Source organism: Shewanella septentrionalis, assembly GCF_025370265.1.
Taxonomy (GTDB): Bacteria; Pseudomonadota; Gammaproteobacteria; order Enterobacterales; family Shewanellaceae; genus Shewanella; species Shewanella hafniensis.
Map to the genome: position 1 here is coordinate 220,345 of NZ_JAMTCC010000001.1, position 18,218 is coordinate 238,562.

Annotated in this window: 22 protein-coding genes; 14 read left to right on the top strand and 8 right to left on the bottom strand. The window is 44.7% G+C overall.

Annotated elements, in window-relative coordinates:
* Positions 1-58: 58 nt before the first annotated feature.
* Together NE536_RS01000 and ltaE are read right to left on the bottom strand one after the other, a co-directional pair.
* Positions 59-1,534 (bottom strand): HDOD domain-containing protein, encoded by a 1,476-nt coding sequence (locus tag NE536_RS01000; RefSeq protein ID WP_261271507.1) that lies wholly within the window; start codon positions 1,532-1,534, stop codon positions 59-61.
* A 191-nt stretch (positions 1,535-1,725) separates the two neighbouring features.
* A complete protein-coding gene (gene ltaE / locus NE536_RS01005; RefSeq protein ID WP_261271508.1) occupies positions 1,726-2,739 on the bottom strand; it encodes a low-specificity L-threonine aldolase in 1,014 nt (337 codons plus the stop codon).
* Between the two features lie 343 nt (positions 2,740-3,082).
* Here ltaE and NE536_RS01010 point away from each other — a divergent pair, with 343 nt between their 5' ends.
* The 3 genes from NE536_RS01010 (at position 3,083) to tpx (ending at position 5,250) form a co-directional block, all read left to right on the top strand.
* On the top strand, positions 3,083-3,673 hold the full coding sequence (locus tag NE536_RS01010) for an OmpA family protein (RefSeq protein WP_261271509.1): 591 nt from the start codon (positions 3,083-3,085) through the stop codon (positions 3,671-3,673).
* A gap of 32 nt (positions 3,674-3,705) precedes the next feature.
* Positions 3,706-4,533: a mechanosensitive ion channel family protein gene (locus NE536_RS01015; RefSeq protein ID WP_261271510.1), complete on the top strand. Its 828-nt coding sequence runs from the start codon at positions 3,706-3,708 to the stop codon at positions 4,531-4,533.
* A 123-nt stretch (positions 4,534-4,656) separates the two neighbouring features.
* Positions 4,657-5,250: a thiol peroxidase gene (gene tpx / locus NE536_RS01020; RefSeq protein WP_261271511.1), complete on the top strand. Its 594-nt coding sequence runs from the start codon at positions 4,657-4,659 to the stop codon at positions 5,248-5,250.
* Between the two features lie 72 nt (positions 5,251-5,322).
* Here the strand turns inward: tpx and NE536_RS01025 are convergent, their stop codons facing one another.
* Both NE536_RS01025 and NE536_RS01030 read right to left on the bottom strand, forming a co-directional pair.
* Entirely contained in the window at positions 5,323-5,964 is a 642-nt protein-coding gene (locus tag NE536_RS01025; RefSeq protein WP_106649937.1) for a trimeric intracellular cation channel family protein, read from the bottom strand.
* A gap of 361 nt (positions 5,965-6,325) precedes the next feature.
* A complete protein-coding gene (locus tag NE536_RS01030) occupies positions 6,326-6,886 on the bottom strand; it encodes a DUF4136 domain-containing protein (protein WP_220592407.1) in 561 nt (186 codons plus the stop codon).
* A gap of 178 nt (positions 6,887-7,064) precedes the next feature.
* On the opposite strand from NE536_RS01030, the gene NE536_RS01035 reads away from it, so the two are divergent.
* The 4 genes from NE536_RS01035 to ruvX all read left to right on the top strand — a co-directional run bounded on the left by NE536_RS01035 (position 7,065) and on the right by ruvX (position 8,975).
* Positions 7,065-7,382, top strand: a complete 318-nt coding sequence (locus NE536_RS01035) for a hypothetical protein (protein WP_063884591.1) — start codon at positions 7,065-7,067, stop codon at positions 7,380-7,382.
* Between the two features lie 178 nt (positions 7,383-7,560).
* On the top strand, positions 7,561-7,890 hold the full coding sequence (yciH, locus tag NE536_RS01040; protein WP_261271512.1) for a stress response translation initiation inhibitor YciH: 330 nt from the start codon (positions 7,561-7,563) through the stop codon (positions 7,888-7,890).
* Between the two features lie 66 nt (positions 7,891-7,956).
* Positions 7,957-8,520: a YqgE/AlgH family protein gene (locus NE536_RS01045; protein WP_006082512.1), complete on the top strand. Its 564-nt coding sequence runs from the start codon at positions 7,957-7,959 to the stop codon at positions 8,518-8,520.
* A gap of 29 nt (positions 8,521-8,549) precedes the next feature.
* On the top strand, positions 8,550-8,975 hold the full coding sequence (ruvX, locus tag NE536_RS01050; RefSeq protein WP_006082513.1) for a Holliday junction resolvase RuvX: 426 nt from the start codon (positions 8,550-8,552) through the stop codon (positions 8,973-8,975).
* 88 nt (positions 8,976-9,063) lie between these two features.
* Here the strand turns inward: ruvX and hemH are convergent, their stop codons facing one another.
* From hemH to NE536_RS01070, 4 genes are all read right to left on the bottom strand, one after another.
* The gene (gene hemH / locus NE536_RS01055; RefSeq protein WP_006085703.1) at positions 9,064-10,077 is read right to left on the bottom strand and encodes a ferrochelatase; all 1,014 of its coding nucleotides are present in this window, start codon (positions 10,075-10,077) and stop codon (positions 9,064-9,066) included.
* 32 nt (positions 10,078-10,109) lie between these two features.
* The gene (locus NE536_RS01060) at positions 10,110-10,649 is read right to left on the bottom strand and encodes a glutathione peroxidase (RefSeq protein ID WP_261271513.1); all 540 of its coding nucleotides are present in this window, start codon (positions 10,647-10,649) and stop codon (positions 10,110-10,112) included.
* 187 nt (positions 10,650-10,836) lie between these two features.
* Positions 10,837-11,949 carry a PilT/PilU family type 4a pilus ATPase gene (locus NE536_RS01065; RefSeq protein WP_006082516.1) on the bottom strand — a complete coding sequence of 371 codons (1,113 nt, stop codon included), beginning with the start codon at positions 11,947-11,949 and terminating at the stop codon, positions 10,837-10,839.
* Positions 11,950-11,958: 9 nt separating this feature from the next.
* A complete protein-coding gene (locus tag NE536_RS01070) occupies positions 11,959-12,996 on the bottom strand; it encodes a type IV pilus twitching motility protein PilT (RefSeq protein WP_006082517.1) in 1,038 nt (345 codons plus the stop codon).
* 35 nt (positions 12,997-13,031) lie between these two features.
* Between NE536_RS01070 and NE536_RS01075 the strand changes: the two genes are divergently transcribed.
* The 7 genes from NE536_RS01075 (at position 13,032) to hemW (ending at position 18,148) form a co-directional block, all read left to right on the top strand.
* Complete coding sequence (locus NE536_RS01075) at positions 13,032-13,730, top strand: YggS family pyridoxal phosphate-dependent enzyme (protein WP_261271514.1); 699 nt, start codon at positions 13,032-13,034, stop codon at positions 13,728-13,730.
* Between the two features lie 215 nt (positions 13,731-13,945).
* Entirely contained in the window at positions 13,946-14,764 is an 819-nt protein-coding gene (gene proC / locus NE536_RS01080) for a pyrroline-5-carboxylate reductase (RefSeq protein WP_261271515.1), read from the top strand.
* A gap of 48 nt (positions 14,765-14,812) precedes the next feature.
* On the top strand, positions 14,813-15,361 hold the full coding sequence (locus NE536_RS01085; protein ID WP_006082520.1) for a YggT family protein: 549 nt from the start codon (positions 14,813-14,815) through the stop codon (positions 15,359-15,361).
* The gene (yggU, locus tag NE536_RS01090; RefSeq protein WP_012587167.1) at positions 15,361-15,660 is read left to right on the top strand and encodes a DUF167 family protein YggU; all 300 of its coding nucleotides are present in this window, start codon (positions 15,361-15,363) and stop codon (positions 15,658-15,660) included. The genes NE536_RS01085 and yggU overlap by 1 nt, the downstream gene beginning before the upstream one ends.
* Positions 15,661-15,790: 130 nt before the next feature.
* The gene (locus tag NE536_RS01095; RefSeq protein WP_006082522.1) at positions 15,791-16,225 is read left to right on the top strand and encodes a DUF4426 domain-containing protein; all 435 of its coding nucleotides are present in this window, start codon (positions 15,791-15,793) and stop codon (positions 16,223-16,225) included.
* A 139-nt stretch (positions 16,226-16,364) separates the two neighbouring features.
* The gene (rdgB, locus tag NE536_RS01100) at positions 16,365-16,982 is read left to right on the top strand and encodes an RdgB/HAM1 family non-canonical purine NTP pyrophosphatase (protein WP_259213150.1); all 618 of its coding nucleotides are present in this window, start codon (positions 16,365-16,367) and stop codon (positions 16,980-16,982) included.
* Positions 16,982-18,148: a radical SAM family heme chaperone HemW gene (gene hemW / locus NE536_RS01105; protein WP_261271516.1), complete on the top strand. Its 1,167-nt coding sequence runs from the start codon at positions 16,982-16,984 to the stop codon at positions 18,146-18,148. Before rdgB ends, hemW begins: the two co-directional genes overlap by 1 nt.
* Positions 18,149-18,218: the final 70 nt, after the last annotated feature.

Below are 18,218 nucleotides of genomic sequence, written 5' to 3' on the forward strand. Positions count from 1 at the left end.
TTTCAAAGAGTACGGTTTCAAAAAAGCAGCGTTAAGATAAAACAATTAACAGCGAACGCTATCTCAAGGACACGGTAAAACACACATTCGCCAATTGGGAGAAGTGGATAAAACTTTGAAAATCCACTTCTTCAAATGCCCTTTCCGAAGGGCCCCTATCAGCATAATAAAACCCGATCACTTTGCTATCAACCAACAAAGGCGCAAGTAAAAAGCCCTGCCTTGACACGTGCCGTGCCTGTAATTCTTTGCACTGCTCCTGCCATTTTTTAGAACAGGGATCGTCCACCCAAAGTGGTGCCTTATGCTCCATCGCTTGATGAAATAGCCCACGTTTGTCACTCAAATCGATAATAAACTCTTGTTTTATCGCATCGGCATCACGGCCCAATATCACCCTAGGCTGGAGCTGTTTACGGCTTGGCGATAACAACAAAACACCGCAGCGGTCAACACCCACGCCCTCAAGAATACCTTCAAGAACCGTCTGCATTATCTGATTGAAATCTGCTTTATTAATGGCAAAACCTGTCAATTCACGCAACTTAGCTAACTGAATATTCAAGTTAACTTGATAGACTGGCATATCTAACGGAATGGGAGGTAGATCGGGTTCAGCGGCGACAATACGTTTAGGATCGGGCAAGTAATCGAGTAACACTTTAGCACCGTACACTTCTGCCAACTTATGGGTCGCATTCGCGCAGCGTTGCATTCGTACCAAAAACTCTTTCTCTTCTAGCCCAGTAAAACTCGCAGCTTGAGTCATACGTTTCGCTAACTCGAGCTTATCGAGAACGGGTTGCGATAAAATGTCGCAGAGCTTATCGGCAAGAAAAATAGCCCGAATATCTGGCCGCTGATCCTCTGGATAATTCAACGCTTGGATCAGCAACTCTCCCAATCCCCAATTGCGGGAAATACTCTGGGTGAGCTGCAAAAAAGAAGCACCAAGGGCTTCGCGGGTAGCACTTCTCTCTTCGGCGGGCGTTTCACATTGGCAAAGCGTTAAATCTAATTCTTCGGTAAATTCGCCCCCAATACTCCAAAAAGCGCTCTCGCCGATGTGATACAACAAAGAGGCAATAAAGGCTTCCTCCTGCATTTCCTCGTCATGATGACTCAACATCATCCGCGCAATCATGGCCGCTTGAAATGCCTTGGCCATCAACTTAATTAACCTTTGATAGACATTGGGCGCGAGATTTTTACTCTCCAACAAGCTTGAGAGTAACTTAGCTGTGATACAGATATTTCGCACTGCATCGAAACCCAGCACTATGGCGGCGCGGCTAACGGTGGAGATTTGGCTACTCCCCTTATGATAAATAGCACTATTGGCGACTCGAAGAATACGAGAGGTTAAGGCGTTATCGTGCATCACGCTACGCCCAAGTAATGCGAGAGAGGAAACGTCATCCTTGGCGAGCTTTTCTAGCGATTTAACAGTCGAACACAGTGCGGGCATTTCTAATTCACTGATCCGATTTGTCCAATAATCGACCCCTTTATTAGTATTGTTATTAGGCTTCAACCCAAATTTACCTTAGCAATAAAACCTTATTGTTTTGAGTATAGATAAGCACACATATTTCGCCCGTGGTCTAAGGCTTGTTTTCACCAATCAACAGTTAATTGCTCAATAATTCAACATCAAGTTATACCCGCAAATAAAAATGCCCGAGACAAAGCCCGGGCATTTAGAGGTTTTAAAACAAGCAGCGCTTAGGCGGTGAAGTGCTGCTTCATAACCCGCAACACTTTATCTATGTCCTGACGGCTCACATCTTTGTGAGTCACAAGCCGAATCGTGCGCCCAGGGCTTATTAGAATGCCTTCAGCTCGACAGTGTTTCGCCAATAAATCCGCATCAACTTTAGGCGCTAATTTGGCAAATAACATATTGGTTTGTACTGCGGCTAAATCGACGTCGAACTCGCTCAACTCGGCCAACTGACGAGCCAAATACGCCGCGTTGTCATGATCTTCACTCAGTCGTTGCACTTGCTCAGTTAAGGCGAGCTTACCTGCCGCAGCAAGTATCCCAGCTTGACGCATGCCGCCACCGAGCATTTTACGCCAGCGTATCGCCTTCTTAATCAAACGCTCGTCACCTAAGAGTAATGAGCCAACTGGCGCGCATAACCCTTTGGACAGACAAATCGACACAGAATCAAAATGCGCCGTAATCTTACTTATCGCGATATTCTGCGCCACCGCAGCATTAGCAACTCGCGCGCCGTCGAGATGGATTTTTAATCCGCGATGAAAGGCCAATGCCTGCGCGTCCGCTAAATAGCTTTGCGGGATCACTTTACCGCCAATTGTATTCTCTAAACTGAGCAAACGCGTGCGGGCAAAGTGGATATCGTCAGGCTTAATGGCGGCTTCAATATCGGCCAAGGCAATGGTGCCATCGACTTGATTCAACAAAGGTTGGGGTTGAATGCTGCCTAAGACGGCGGCTCCGCCACCCTCAAATTTATAATTGTGGGCCTGCTGGCCGCACAGGTACTCATCACCACGCTCACAGTGGGCCATCAAAGCCAATAAATTCGCCTGCGTACCTGAACAGGTAAATAATGCGCTTTCAAAGCCAAACATCTCTGCGGCCATATCCTGCAGACTATTTACCGTGGGATCATCACCGTAAACATCGTCACCTACTTCGGCTCTGGACATGGTTAATCGCATCGCTGCTGTTGGCTGGGTAACAGTATCACTGCGTAAATCTATCATCTCGTCCTCAACTTAGGTTTGGTTGGCGCTTAATGGGCTCAAGACTCTAGCGCCAAAGGCTTATTTTGTATAGTTTATCATCATGCTTATTCATCATGTTACTGACTCCAAACGTGAATACATGGGCGAAGTGATGATCTGAATATTGGCTTCAACTCATAAAAACATAAACATACTCAAGATATTGCCGATATATGTCTGTCGACGAGTCGACACGTGAGCGCGTTTCACTTGGCGAAATGCGCCTAAGTCGATAGAATGCCGCACTAAGATGGTCATGCTACAACCATGCGATCACTTTAGTAATTTTGACTAGTACTTATCGTTCAATAGGTGATTTGTAGTGAAAAACTCCCAATCTCGATGGATCCAGCTGGTACTTTTACTATTAAGTTTAAGCCTGACATCGCAGGTATTCGCTTGGTCTGATACTGACCAAGATGGCGTGCCTGACATCAAAGATGCCTGCCCTAACACAGCGCCAGACACGCAAGTAATGGCCAATGGCTGTGTTGAAGAGGTCGAGGTGGAAGCGACTGCATCAGCAGATTGTAGTTCGAGTAATCCCAATGCTGAGTTCAGCGCAGATTGTCATAATATTTCTACCGCTGTGGTGTATTTTGAATTTGCCATTGCCGAAGTTGACTTTTCGCAATGGAAAACTTTAGCCTTAGTGAAAACATATTTAGCAGCGAATGATGTCACATTAACCTTAGTGGGCCACACGGATATCGTTGGCACGCCTGAGTTTAATTATCAGCTGTCACTTCAGCGCGCTCAAAATGTGAAACGTATTTTGGTTGAAGATTATGGCTTTAATCCAAATCGCTTTACCGTAATGGGTAAAGGTATATCTGAACCTGTAGCGGACAACCGTTCTAGCGAAGGGCGCAGTTTAAATCGACGAGTACAATTTATCGTCAATAATAAATAGTTTTAGTTAGCGTATATTTAGGGAGTTATTTAATGGAAAACCTTGAAGGTTTATTAAAGCAAGCACCGGATCTGATTGTGACTTATGGCTTAAAAGTTTTATTTGCCATTATCATTTTCTTTGTTGGTAAATACTTTGCTGGCGTAGCGCAAAAGCTGGTTCGTAAATTACTTAACAGCCGTAAAGTTGATCCGACCGTTGTTTCATTTGTCGCAAACCTCGCTTGGGCAATTGTGTTTGTTTTCGCAGTGATTGCCACCTTAGGCCAAATTGGCGTACAAACCGCATCGTTGGTCGCCGTTATCGGTGCCGCTGGTTTAGCTGTGGGTTTAGCGCTACAGGGTTCTCTGTCTAACTTCGCATCAGGCGTGTTAATGGTGTTATTCCGCCCTTGTCGCGTTGGTGACTATATTGAAGCCGCTGGCATTGCCGGTACTGTTGATGAAATTACTATATTCTCAACCAAACTTCGCACACCAGACAACAAGGTTATTGTGGCGCCAAATTCATCCATCATGAATGGCACTATCACTAACTATTCGGCAATGGATACTCGCCGTATCGATTTAGTGATTGGCGTGTCTTATTCTGCCGATATCGCACTCACGAAGAAAATCTTAACTGAGATTTTAGACAACAACCAATATGTGTTAAAAGATCCATCATATACAGTTGGACTGGCTGAATTAGCGAACTCTTCAATTAATTTCGTGGTTCGCCCTTGGGTAAAAACGGCTGATTATTGGACGGCTCGTTTCCAACTGCTTGAGCAAATCAAAAATGCATTAGATGCAGCCGATATCGGTATTCCATTCCCACAAATGGATATTCATGTCAAAGAATTGCCACTCAACAAATAACTCTAAATGAATAACAAAGGTCGGCAATTGCCGGCCTTTTTTTATGGTTCTGCATCGCATTTTAGCGTACCTTAAAGGACAGATATTAGCGAAGGCACAGATATTCATGTGCGAGGAAATCCAATGCAAAAATACGTTTCATTTTTAGCCGCCAGCTGCATTTATGGCTTAGTGCTGATGAGTCCCAATGCGCTTGCCAGTGAGAAAACTCAGGTTCTTATGGGTGAAAAAACCGTCACCTTGGAAGGCAAGTTACCTAAGCTGTCGCAAATGGCACCAGGATTCAAAGTGGTTGATGATCATTTTTCGCCAGTCATGCTGAGTGACTTTAAGGGTAAAACCGTGCTGATAAGTGCCGTACCAAGCTTAGATACGGGCGTGTGTGCACTACAGACTAAACGTTTCAACAGCGAAGTGAGCCATTTTTCTGATGACGTGGTCATGCTAACCATCAGTGCCGATTTACCCTTCGCACAAAAACGTTTCTGCAAAGTAGAAAACGTAGATAAAATCAAAGTGCTATCCGATTCTGTCTGGCGTGATTTTGGTGAAAAATATGGCTTGTTGATTCAAGATTACGGTTTGCTGGCGAGAGCCATTTTCATCATAGATGCCGAAGGTAAACTCCAATACCAAGAGTTAGTTCCTAATATCACCGAGCATCCTAACTATGATGCTGCACTTGAAGCGTTGAAAACCCTTCAAGCCCAGCAGTAATTTACCACTAAAAACAGGGCAGCCTTTGCTGCCCTTTTGTTTTACGATTGTCTATCTACGATTTTTTACGATCTAATGTGTGTGCTGATCGCCATTGGCCTGATAATCAAAGGTCGGCATAGACCAATGATAACGCAGCGCCAACATCCGCAAGCTAAAACCAACGCTCAGACAAATAACCAGATTAATCCACTCGGTTAATTGATAGGCTTTTAAAACGATATACAAGCCTGCCGTCAGTAGTGAAATCACCGCATAGAGTTCTTTCTTAAAAATCAAAGGCACTTGGTTACACAGGATATCGCGGATAACACCACCAAAGACACCCGTCACCAATCCCATCACCACTGCAATTGTTGGGCTAAATCCCAGCATTAAGGTCTTCTGCGCCCCCACGATAGAGAACACGGCTAAGCCTAAGGCATCGATAGCCAAAAACAACTTGGATAAATAACGCATCACAGGGGCGATAGCGACAGTGAGCAACGAAGCAAACGCAATCGCAATGAGGTAGTGCACATGCTCAACCCAAATTAACGGATAATTACCGAGCATCATGTCCCTTAGTGTGCCGCCGCCAATCGCCGTTGCGCAGCCAATAATTACCACACCAAATAAATCCATCTGCTTACGACCCGCCGCCAGAGCACCCGTCATAGCCTCGGCAATAATACCAATCAGCCAAAGTAATCCAATAATTTGCGTCTCATGCATCTTTACTACTGCCAACTAGGTAAAGAAACAGATTCTGCCTGAGAAACCCTCAGTTCTATAATGATTTTATTTTGAATTAATCATTAGAAAAATTAATTCATCATTTAATAAATAATAGTTCTTTGAGCCCCAACGCCGTAAAAATCTACTGTGTAAATTGCAAATAAAATAGCCAGTTATGCACGCAACTACATCCCACGACTATTTAGATAACCAAAATTTTTGATAAGTATTAATAACGTAAATTCAATCAGATGATAAATAACTGCAGATCATCTAATCGAATGGGCAAAACGCATAAAAATCAGCCACAAAAAAGCGGCCCTCAGGCCGCTTAATTTTCATTCAAACAGAATTAGCACTACTTAGTGTCAGGCTTAGGGGGATAATTTGCCATCACACTTCCCACAGCTTGATTGATGATCTGTACTCTTTCTTCAGGGGTATTTTTGTCGCGAATGGTATCGGCAACAGAACCACGCCAGATAAGTTTAGCGGTTTTATTATCGACTAAATCAATAATCAGAGTACCGACTTCATATTCTCTTACTGTTGTTTGGGTCTGCATATTGCCGCCCCACCCCCATCCAGGACCATAGTATGGGTTGTAGCCAAAATTACTATTGAAGGTATCAACATTGATTTTCTTATCGACTTTGGTCAGGTAGTTAACTAATACATCAGCGTCTTTCGCATCGACTAATGTCATGCCTTTACTCGCTAACTGACTATTCACCGCTTCTCTTACTCTTTGATCCATCAAGCCATCAAGATGATATCCGGCAGAATCAGCTTTCTGAGCAACCCAGGCATAGGTTTTATATTGAGTAAAATTGGCGCTAGGATCATAGTCCCAACCTGACTTCATCGAGCTACAGGCACTTAATGCCAGCACGGCTAAAGCTACAAAAATATTTTTCATCTTAATTTCCTCAGATGTTCAAACTGAACAAAGACAAGTATCAGAGATATGAATTTAGCTTACAGAGCAATCATCTGATCTACAACTCAATTGATTAAAAAGCAGCATCTCATTCAGCTTGACTTCAGCAAAATCAAAGATGATAATGATTATCAATTGAGATTAAGGGAGTAATGAAATGTACTGGTTTATTAGCGCGTTTTTGGTTGCAACAGCTATTTTTTTCCTTGCGCCAGAAAAAATCTCACTCGAGGCCAATAACGCCAAGATAAAGCGTCATTTGCCTGTCAGCTTACTGATTTTACCTCTCCTTGTACTTGGCTGGTTGGTCATAGATACCGTCGCGAATGGCACTAACTATGCGACAGTCGCCGCATTCGGCTTTGTGACCACCGCTTGTTTGATTGCGTTACCTAAACTGCATAAATTTATTATGCCAAGCGCCTTAGTGACCGCAGTAGCACTGGTCGTCATGGTCTTGATGCGTATAAATTAAAACGGCTGATAACGCTCCCTTTTTCAAAAATATGCTTACTTCCCTGCAAAGAGTTAGCATTTTGTTCAGACCACTTAAGGATAATCCTCAAGTGGTCTTTTTTTACCTCCCAGAACCCCTGCAAATTTGATAAACTCAACGGGTGTAAGTCATCTTTAAACACCTATGAATGAAACCTATGAAAGCAGATCCTAATGTATCCTTAGTGTATAGCACCGACAAAGGCCGTATTAATGTAGAGCCCGTCACTAAAGCGATTCCTGAATCCGACGGTATAGTCAGGATCCATAGAGACAGTAAGGGCCGCAAAGGCAAAGGCGTTTCGATTATCTCAGGCCTAGGTCTCGATGAAACCGCGTTAAAAGCAATGGCTCAAACCCTTAAAAAACAATGTGGTTGTGGTGGCACGGTTAAAGATTTCACTATTGAGGTCCAAACCGATAACCGCGAGCAATTAAAGCTATTGCTTGAGAAGCAGAACTACAAAGTTAAATTAGCTGGCGGTTAATCTCGCCCGACTTAGCAATATAGCAGCATGCTAGATCAACTTAGCCACATCGAACGGAGTAGTTTAATGGAGAGTTTGCAGAACCATTTCTTAATTGCCATGCCTTCACTGCACGATACGTTTTTTGAACGCTCAGTCATCTATATCTGTGAACATGATGCCAAAGGCGCCATGGGACTGGTGATCAATAAACCGCTCGGTATCGAAGTTAATTCGCTATTAGAACAAATGGATTTGCCAGCTGAGCAAGTCTCCACCGATTTAGCGTTCAATGCCAATGTCATGATGGGCGGACCCGTTTCCCAAGATCGCGGCTTTGTACTGCATACCTCTCAGCCCTATTGGGCCAACAGCACAGATCTGGGTTGTGGTTTAATGCTAACTACCTCACGCGATGTGTTAACCGCGATAGGAAGCAACAGATCGCCAGAGAAATTCCTCGTCGCATTAGGATATGCTGGATGGAGCAAAGATCAGCTCGAACAAGAGCTTGCCGATAATTCTTGGCTAACGATTCCAGCAACCAATGCACTCTTGTTTGACATTAAACACGAAGACCGTTGGCCACAGGCCAGCCGAGCTCTTGGATTTGATGCTTGGCAGGTTTCAGCTCAAGCGGGTCACGCTTAAGCCTATTTCTTAATATAAGTCAGCACACTATGAATTCGAAAACCGTATTAGGCTTTGATTTTGGCACTAAAAGTATTGGTGTGGCTATAGGCCAAGAAATCACCGCTAGCGCCACGCCATTATTGTCAATCAAAGCCGTCGATGGGATCCCCAACTGGGATCAGATAGGCGATTTAATCAAAGAGTGGCAACCCGACCTAGTTGTTGTTGGCCTGCCCTTAAACATGGATGGCACTGAGCAAGATATGACCCACAGGGCGCGTAAATTTGCGAACCGTATCAATGCTAAGTTCAAAGTCAAAATAGCCACTCAAGATGAGCGATTAACCACTACCGATGCTAAGGCGAGATTATTCGAGTTAGGCGGATTCAAGGCGCTCACCAAAGGCCAAGTCGATGCTGTGTCTGCCGTACTGATTATTGAAAGCTACTTCGAAAATAACTTCAGCAAGTAATGCCACAATAAATAAAACCACAGAAAAAAGAAAAGGATAAGTTTCCTTATCCTTTTCAGTTTGATGTTTAACCCGATAAATTATCGCATCAAAAATGTGGCTTCACTAAGTTGGCCATCATAGTAATGTGTGCATCATCATCGTTTAGTGCAGCAATGTAACGGAACTTCTCACCACCCGCCTCGGCAAAGAGATGACCATTCTCACCAACAATTTCTTCCAGCGTTTCTAAACAATCGGCGCTAAAAGCGGGGCAAACGATAGCAATATCGCGCACACCTTGTTGCGGCAACGCTTTCAAAGTCGCATCGGTATAAGGTTGTAGCCATTTGGCTTTACCAAAACGCGATTGAAATGTCATCACAAACTCATCTTTACCTAACCCAAGCTTTTCGGTAACCAGTCGAGTCGTTTTCATGCAGAAGCAATAATACGGATCGCCTAAATGCAAATTACGCTCAGGCATACCATGATAAGACAACACCAATTTTTGCGGTTTACCATGGGCTTCAAAATCAGCCGTGATCGAACTCGCTAACGCATTAATAAAATCAGCATTATCATGATAAGTATTAATAAAATGCAACGATGGAATATAGCGCCACTTGGACAACTCAGCCGCAATCGCATCAAAAGCAGAACCCGTAGTTGGCGCCGCATATTGGGGATACAGAGGTAACACCACGATTTTATCAATGCCATTTTGATGCATAGTTTGCAATGTACTGGCGACCGATGGACTGCCATAACGCATTGCTAAATGGACAGAAACATCATGGTTATCGGCGTTAAGTTTATCGGCTAACTTCGCCGTTTGACGCAAACTAATGTCCATTAACGGTGAGCCGGCCGCTGTCCATACCTTCTGGTATAACGCCGCCGATTTTGCTGGGCGTACCCGCAAAATGATTCCGTGTAAAATCATCATCCACACTAATTTAGGAATTTCGACTACGCGGGGATCTGCTAAGAACTCAGCTAGATAACGCCTAACAGCCGATGCTGTGGGTGCATCTGGCGTACCTAAATTTAATAACAGCACGCCCACTTTGCCGCGCTGTCCGTGTCCAACTTCTTTGGATAAGCCTGAAAATTTAGCCAAAACAGCCTCTTAATTAATAAATACTTATAAAATTAAAGTACAGATTCTATTGCTTGCTTAAGCTCTTCGCTATCTGGCTTCACTTTAGAATTGAACTGTTGCACAACTGCGCCATCGCCGCTAACGACATACTTATAAAAATTCCACTTAGGCGCACCGGTTTTTTCGGCTAAGTATTTAAATACGCTATTGGCGTCACTGCCACGCACAGCTGAAGTCGACAACATAGTGAAAGTGACACCATAATTGATGTAACACACCTTAGCCGTGTCTTTCTCATCATTTTCTTCTTGGAAAAAATCATCCGATGGGAAACCAATAACCACTAAGCCTTTGTCTTTATAGTTTTCATGCAATGCTTCGAGCGCTTTAAACTGCGGGGTATAACCACAGTTACTCGCAGTGTTAATAATCAACACTGGCTTTCCCTGAGTCAATTCACACAGATTAACTGTCTCTTCAGAATGTAATTTTCGTACTTCAAGGTTCAAATACTCAGGACAAGTGGCCGCCATAGAGCCAACACTCATCAAGCTCGCTGTCATAGCGAATATCATAGGTAATTTTTTCATTGCTTTCTCCTTTACCGGTACATTACGTAAACGTACTAGGTAAAGATCATATTGAATTAAAAAATAAAAGCTATGGTTAACGACCGCATAGCGATGAAGTAAAACCGATTGAGCTGAACGAAAATCTAATAACACCAATAAAAAGCAGCCCATAAAGAGCTGCTGAATCCAGAACCTAACTCTCGCGTTAGTCCATGTCTAAGGTGACACCTTCCATAAAACCTGAGCCCGTGGATTCTTTATTCTGCAATTTAATCATCAAACGTAAATCGTTTGGTGAATCAGCATGGTGCAGCGCATCGGCGTAACTAATCTCGCCATCGACATAAAGTTTCAGCAAGGCCTGATCGAACGTCTGCATGCCCTGCTCATTCGATTTAGCCATGGTTTCTTTGAGCAAATGCAGCTCGTTCTTCGCAATTAAACTTGCCACCCTTGGAGTGTTGATCAATACTTCAATCGCGGCGCGACGCCCAGTGCCATCGACTTTTGGGATCAATTGCTGCGCCACAATACCGCGCAAATTTAATGACAAATCGAACAATAACTGTTGATGTTTACTCTCAGGCACGAGGTGCATAATGCGGTCTAATGCTTGGTTGGCGTTGTTGGCATGCAAGGTTGCCATACAGAGGTGGCCTGTTTCTGCAAACGACAGGGCGAACTCCATCGTCTCTTGGGTACGAATTTCACCAATCAAGATAACATCGGGTGCTTGGCGAAGGGAGCTTTTTAGCGCCGCATCGAAAGACTCAGTATCTATGCCCACTTCACGCTGAGTGATAATGCTTTTTCTGTGGTCGTGAACAAATTCGACTGGATCTTCAATCGTGAGAATATGACCACGAGCATGACCATTACGATATCCCACCAAGGCCGCCAGAGATGTTGACTTACCCGTACCCGTTCCGCCTACCATAATGATGAGGCCACGTTTACTCATCACCAGATCTTTCAGAATAGGTGGCAGTTTTAAATCATCGACGTCAGGGATTTTAGTTTCGATACGGCGCATCACGCAGCCTGACGATTCACGCTGCCAGAAGGCGCTTACCCGAAAGCGACCTAAATCCTTTGCCGCAAAAGCGAAGTTACATTCACGACTCGAATGAAACTCTTGTTTCTGCGCTTCGGTCATTAAGGATTCAACAAAATCCAGTGATTGTGCCGGAGTAAAGGCACTTTCGGCCAAGGGACGCAACTCACCGTCAATCTTGGCACTCGGCGGAAAACCCGCTGTGATAAACAAGTCGGAGGCTTTGCGCTCAACGATCACTTTTAAAAACGGAAGAACATCCATCATAAATCCTTAAAATGTCGCTTGTTTATTCGAACTCTTCGCCATTGCATCTTCACGGGTGATAAGACCGCGATTGACTAAGTTCTGTAAACATTGCTCTAAGGTCTGCATTCCGTGGGCCATACCGGTTTGAATCGCCGAATACATCTGCGCCACTTTGTCTTCACGAATAAGGTTACGAATAGCGGGAGTACCCATCATGATTTCATGGGCGGCGACACGGCCTCCGCCTACCTTTTTAATCAGGGTTTGCGAAATAACCGCTTGCAGCGATTCCGACAACATAGTGCGCACCATGTCTTTTTCACCGGCGGGGAATACGTCGACCACACGATCAATGGTTTTCGCGGCAGAGGTGGTATGCAAGGTACCAAACACTAAGTGGCCTGTTTCTGCAGCGGTCATCGCCAAACGAATGGTTTCAAGATCACGCATCTCACCGACTAAAATCACGTCCGGATCCTCACGTAGTGCGCTTCTAAGCGCCGCATTAAAGCTGTGGGTATGGCGGTGAACTTCACGCTGGTTAATCAAACATTGCTTATTTTGGTGTACGAATTCGATAGGATCTTCAATGGTTAAGATGTGATCGTGTCGATTTTCGTTAACGTAATCCACCATAGCGGCAAGTGTGGTACTCTTACCCGAACCTGTTGGCCCAGTCACTAGGACTAATCCCCGAGGGAAACTGGCGATTTTTTTAAAAATCTCCGGCGCACCTAATTGCTCAAGTGACAAGATGTCGCTAGGAATGGTACGAAATACGGCCGCAGCACCACGGGATTGATTGAATGCGTTAACACGAAAGCGTGCAAGATTAGGGACTTCGAACGAGAAATCGATTTCTAAATGTTCTTCGTAGTCCTTGCGCTGCTTATCATTCATTATGTCGTACACTAGGCTGTGTACGCCTTGGTGATCGAGCGCGGGCAGGTTAATTTTTCTCACTTCACCGTCGACACGGATCATGGGAGATATCCCTGCAGAAAGGTGTAGATCCGAGGCTTTGTGTTTTACACTAAATGCCAATAACTCAGTGATTTCCATCGTTTGGGATATCCTTGCAACTAGATAATTACATCATGACAACAATAGCAGACAGACTCGCAATCGCCCAGCGCAGGATCGCACAAGCGGCGCAAAAATGTGCACGCCAACCTAGCAATATTCGCTTACTTGCCGTCAGCAAGACCAAACCTATTGAAGACATTATAGCAGCCTATCAAGCGGGTCAGCGTTGCTTTGGCGAAAACTATGTCCAAGAAGGCGCAGAGAAAATTACCGCGCTCAAGGGGGATTTTCCGGACATTGAATGGCACTTTATCGGGCCACTTCAATCCAACAAAACCAGCATAGTCGCCCAGCATTTCGATTGGATGCACACTGTCTCGCGCGACAAAATAGCCCAACGTCTCAATGACCAACGTCCAGCTGAATTAGCGCCATTGAACGTCTGCATTCAAATTAATATCAGTGCTGAAGACACAAAATCAGGCATAGCTGCGGCGCAAATGCTGCCACTGGCCGAGCTTATCGCTCAGCTGCCTAATCTTGCACTGAGAGGCCTAATGGCGATCCCAACGGCTACCGCGGATGCTGAGTTACAGCTTAAAGAATTTTCTCAGTTAAACAATCTATTTCAAGAGCTTAAATCACATTACCCCAGTGTAGACACGCTTTCCATGGGGATGAGTAATGATCTAGATACAGCCATTAGCTGCGGTTCAACTATGGTGCGTATTGGCAGTGCCATTTTTGGTGAGCGCAATTACGCGGCGTAAACTCACTCGAGGCATGAAGTTCGAGGTCAGTGTGTGGGCTTGACCTTGTTTTTAGCGCTTTATGCCCAAATACTGTATTAAAGATCACGACATTTAAGTTCAATTAGCGAGAGTCGACTAATCTGGCTCTGACATTCAAATGACTAACCGTTTTATCATCTTGATTTAAGGTGAGTCTGTTACAAATTAACGGTTAACACACTGAAGAGAATCAAATGGATCAACAGAAAATCTGCTTTATCGGTGCCGGCAATATGACGCGCAGCATCATCAGTGGCTTAATCAATAGCGGCTATCCAGCTCAACTCATCCAAGCGACCAATCCTAGCCAAGGTAAACTCGACGCACTAAAAGCCGATTTAGGGATTTTGGTTTCTCAAGATAATTTAGCCGCAGCACAAGCTGCCGATGTCATAGTGCTGTCGGTAAAACCGCAATTGATGCAGCAAGTGTGTGAAGCATTACAAACGGTCGACATGTCGCAAAAGTTAGTCATCACTATCGCTGCAGGCATTAAAGCAAAGCGTTATACCGATTATCTGGCGCAGGATATTAAACTTATTCGCGCCATGCCCAATACACCGATGCAGATTAGTGTGGGTATGACAGGCCTCTATGCGCCTCAGGCTATTTCTACCGAGCAAAAAGCCATTTGCGATCGTTTGATGTCCAGCGGCGGCGAAATTGTGTGGGTTAATGAAGAGTCAGAATTAGATCAAGTGATTGCACTATCGGGCAGTTCACCGGCTTATTTCTTTTTGCTAATGGAGTCTATGATAGATGCAGGCAAAGAAATGGGAATGGATGAAGACAAAGCCAGAACTTTAGTGCAGCAAGCCGCGCTCGGCGCTGCTATGATGGCAAAGCAAAATCCACAACTGACCTTAGGTAATCTAAGGGAGAATGTCACCTCAAAGGGCGGTACCACCGCACAGGCGCTGGCGACATTTGAAGCTGCGGATATGCGTGGTTTAGTAAAAAAAGCCATGGAAAACTGCATTAAACGTGCAGAAGAAATGGCTAAGACATTTTAATTTTCACTAACGCGTTTTTATATCGGACTTTAATAGGTAGAAATCTCGATGAATGCATTTACCTTTTTAATCACCACACTATTCGACTTGTATTTGATGGTGGTGATTTTGCGGATTTGGCTGCAACTGGCAAGGGCGGATTTTTACAATCCTTTTAGCCAATTTATTGTCAAAGCGACTCACCCGCTCATCGCGCCAATGCGCCGTATTCTGCCTTCCTTAGGACGGTTTGATACCGCATCATTCGTCCTCGCGTTGCTGGTCGTGATGGTCAAAGTACTGCTGATCAGCCTTATCGCGGGCGGTGGCATAGACATACTGCTGTTTTTGATGTTTGCCGTCGTATCTGTGATCAAAAAAGCAGGGGTCTTGCTGTTTTGGATGCTGTTGATACGCGCAATATTGAGCTGGTTTAACCAAGGCTATAACCCAATAGTGATGGTCATGGGTCAGTTAACTGAACCCGTATTAGCGCCAATCCGCCGTATCATACCGCCAATTGGTGGCTTAGATTTATCGGTAATGTTGGTGATTATTGGTATGAATTTCCTCAATATGTTACTTGCCCAATATATCCCTTATTGGGCTGTGATCTAATGAGTGCAGTGACTTTGCAGCAAGGTGACTTGCTGCTTAATCTCTACATTCAGCCTAAGGCCAGCCGAGATCAAATTGTAGGACTGCACGGTGATGAGCTAAAAGTAGCCATCACTGCGCCGCCTATTGATGGCAAGGCCAATGCCCATTTAAGCAAGTACTTAGCAAAAACCTTTAAAGTGCCAAAGAGCGACATTCATATAATGAAAGGTGAACTTGGCAGGCATAAGCAAATCCGCGTGATTGACCCAAAGATCATCCCAAGCGTCATTACTGAGCTGATGGGACAAACTAGCTGAGCAAAGCTGTTGAAAGGCTGAAAACCAACAAATTTCTTTGAATGCGGTTAATTTATCGATAAACAGATAAACATAAACAATAGTCACAGCGACCTATACTCAAACATTCCCTAATATGAGGTATCCTATCATGTTCCGTAATATTCTGGCTGTATTAGCCCTCACCGCTAGCCTTTGTGGTGTTGCAAACGCAGAGCAAAAAGAAACTGTCGGCAATTTTGACATTCATTACATGGCACTTGGCAGTACATTTTTAACGCCTAGCATAGCCAAATCCTATGGCATTCAACGCAGTAGCTATACAGGCATTATCAACATTGCGGTGTTAGATATCAGCGAAGCGAATAAACCCGCAGTACCCGTTGAAATTACCGGTGTCGCCAATAACTTATTAGATGCTCGAATCAACTTAACCTTCAAAGAGATCCGTGAAGGTGATGCGATTTATTATATTGCCGAAGTTCCTTACCGCGATGATCAGGAGATCAACTTCAATATCGCGATCAAGCATGGTAATCAATTAAATACCAACTTGCAGTTCAAGCAAAAATTCTACGTTGAATAAGCCAAGCTGAGATTACCGCAAGACATAAGTAACTTTGGGACGGTACAAGTCTGTACCGTCCCGCCCTTTTCCTGTCCTTTAGCCCTCAGCTTGGGTATCATTGCCGCAGTATAAGTCGCCCCAATGATATAGGTGTTCCATGCAACAAATCGTCCTCGCCAGTGGCAACAAAGGCAAACTCGCCGAATTCGATCAAATGCTCGCCAGCTACGGCGTCACTGTACTGCCGCAGAGCCAATTTAATGTCAGCGAAGTGGCCGAAACGGGCACCACTTTTGTCGAAAATGCTATTATCAAAGCCAGACATGCAGCCGAAATCACCGGACTTGCCGCCATTGCCGATGATTCAGGTTTAGAAGTGGATTTACTCCAAGGCGCTCCCGGCATTTATTCAGCGCGTTACGCGGGCGAAAATGCCAAAGATCAAGACAACGTATTGAAACTACTTGAAACATTAAAAGACCAGCCAGCACCTCGCAGTGCGAGATTCCAATGCGTGCTGGTATATATGCGCCACGCCAAAGATCCAACCCCAATTATTTGCCAAGCCTCATGGGAAGGCCAAATCGACTTTAGCCAACGCGGCAACAATGGCCATGGCTACGATCCGATTTTTATCCCTGAAAATTATCAATGTAGTGCGGCAGAGCTGAGCAGCAATGAGAAAAACGCCTTAAGCCATCGCGGTAAAGCCCTAGTGCAACTCATCGCCGCCATGCAAGCCCAAGGCGTGTTAACTGGCGGGAATGCACAATAATGTCGTCAACTGCCGTGACTACTGCGATGAAGCTCGAACTGCCGCCACTCAGTCTGTATATCCATATTCCTTGGTGCGTACAAAAGTGTCCTTACTGCGACTTTAACTCCCATGGCCAAAATGGTGAGCTGCCACAAGAAGCCTATGTTGATGCGCTATTGGAAGACTTACGCCAAGACTTACATCTCGTCCAAGGGCGGCAAATCCATACCATCTTTATCGGTGGCGGCACACCATCCTTATTCGATGCTTTGCAAATCAAACGCATACTCGATGGTGCCAATTCGCTAATCCCCTTTAGTGACAATATCGAAATCACCATGGAAGCCAACCCTGGCACCTTAGAACACGATGACTTTAGTGCCTATCGCGCAGCAGGTGTCACTCGTTTATCTATCGGTGTGCAGAGTTTTTCTAAGGATAAGCTCAACTTACTTGGACGTATTCACGATCAAAACGAGGCACAAGTCGCTGCTCAAAAAGCCAGCCAAGCGGGATACTTGAGTTTTAACCTCGATTTAATGCATGGATTACCCAACCAAAGCTTTGCTGAAGCTATGGCCGATATCGACACGGCAGCGGCGCTTAACCCGCCACACCTATCTTGGTATCAGTTAACAATTGAGCCCAACACACTATTCCACTCAAAACCGCCGCAGCTGCCCGATGACGAAGCGCTCTGGCATATCTATGAGCAAGGTCAACAAAAGCTGGCCGCATTAGGGTATGAGCAATACGAAATATCTGCCTACGCAAAACCTGGTTACCAATGTAGGCACAATCTCAACTACTGGCAGTTTGGTGATTATCTAGGCATAGGCTGTGGCGCACACGGCAAAGTGACGCTGCCAAAAGAAAACCGCATCATACGCACGGTAAAAATTAAACATCCCAAGGGATATCTGAGTGCCAGCAACTACACCTTCGAATCGATTGAAGTGGCGGAGGAAGATCGCGCGCTCGAATATTTAATGAATCGCCTGCGTCTGATGACACCTATCCCTAAGCAAGAATTTGAACTGCGTACCGGACAGCACAGAGACACATTGACCGAAGGAATGGAAAAAGCCAAACAGCGCGGTTTACTGACAGAATCCGCTGAACATTGGCAATTAACTAGTAAAGGTCATATGTTTGTTAATGATTTACTGACACAATTCTGCTGAGTTAGCCGTTAAAATATCTATATAAATAATGTGTTAGTAACTAGGGTCTGTTGATCTTTGCTGTACAAAT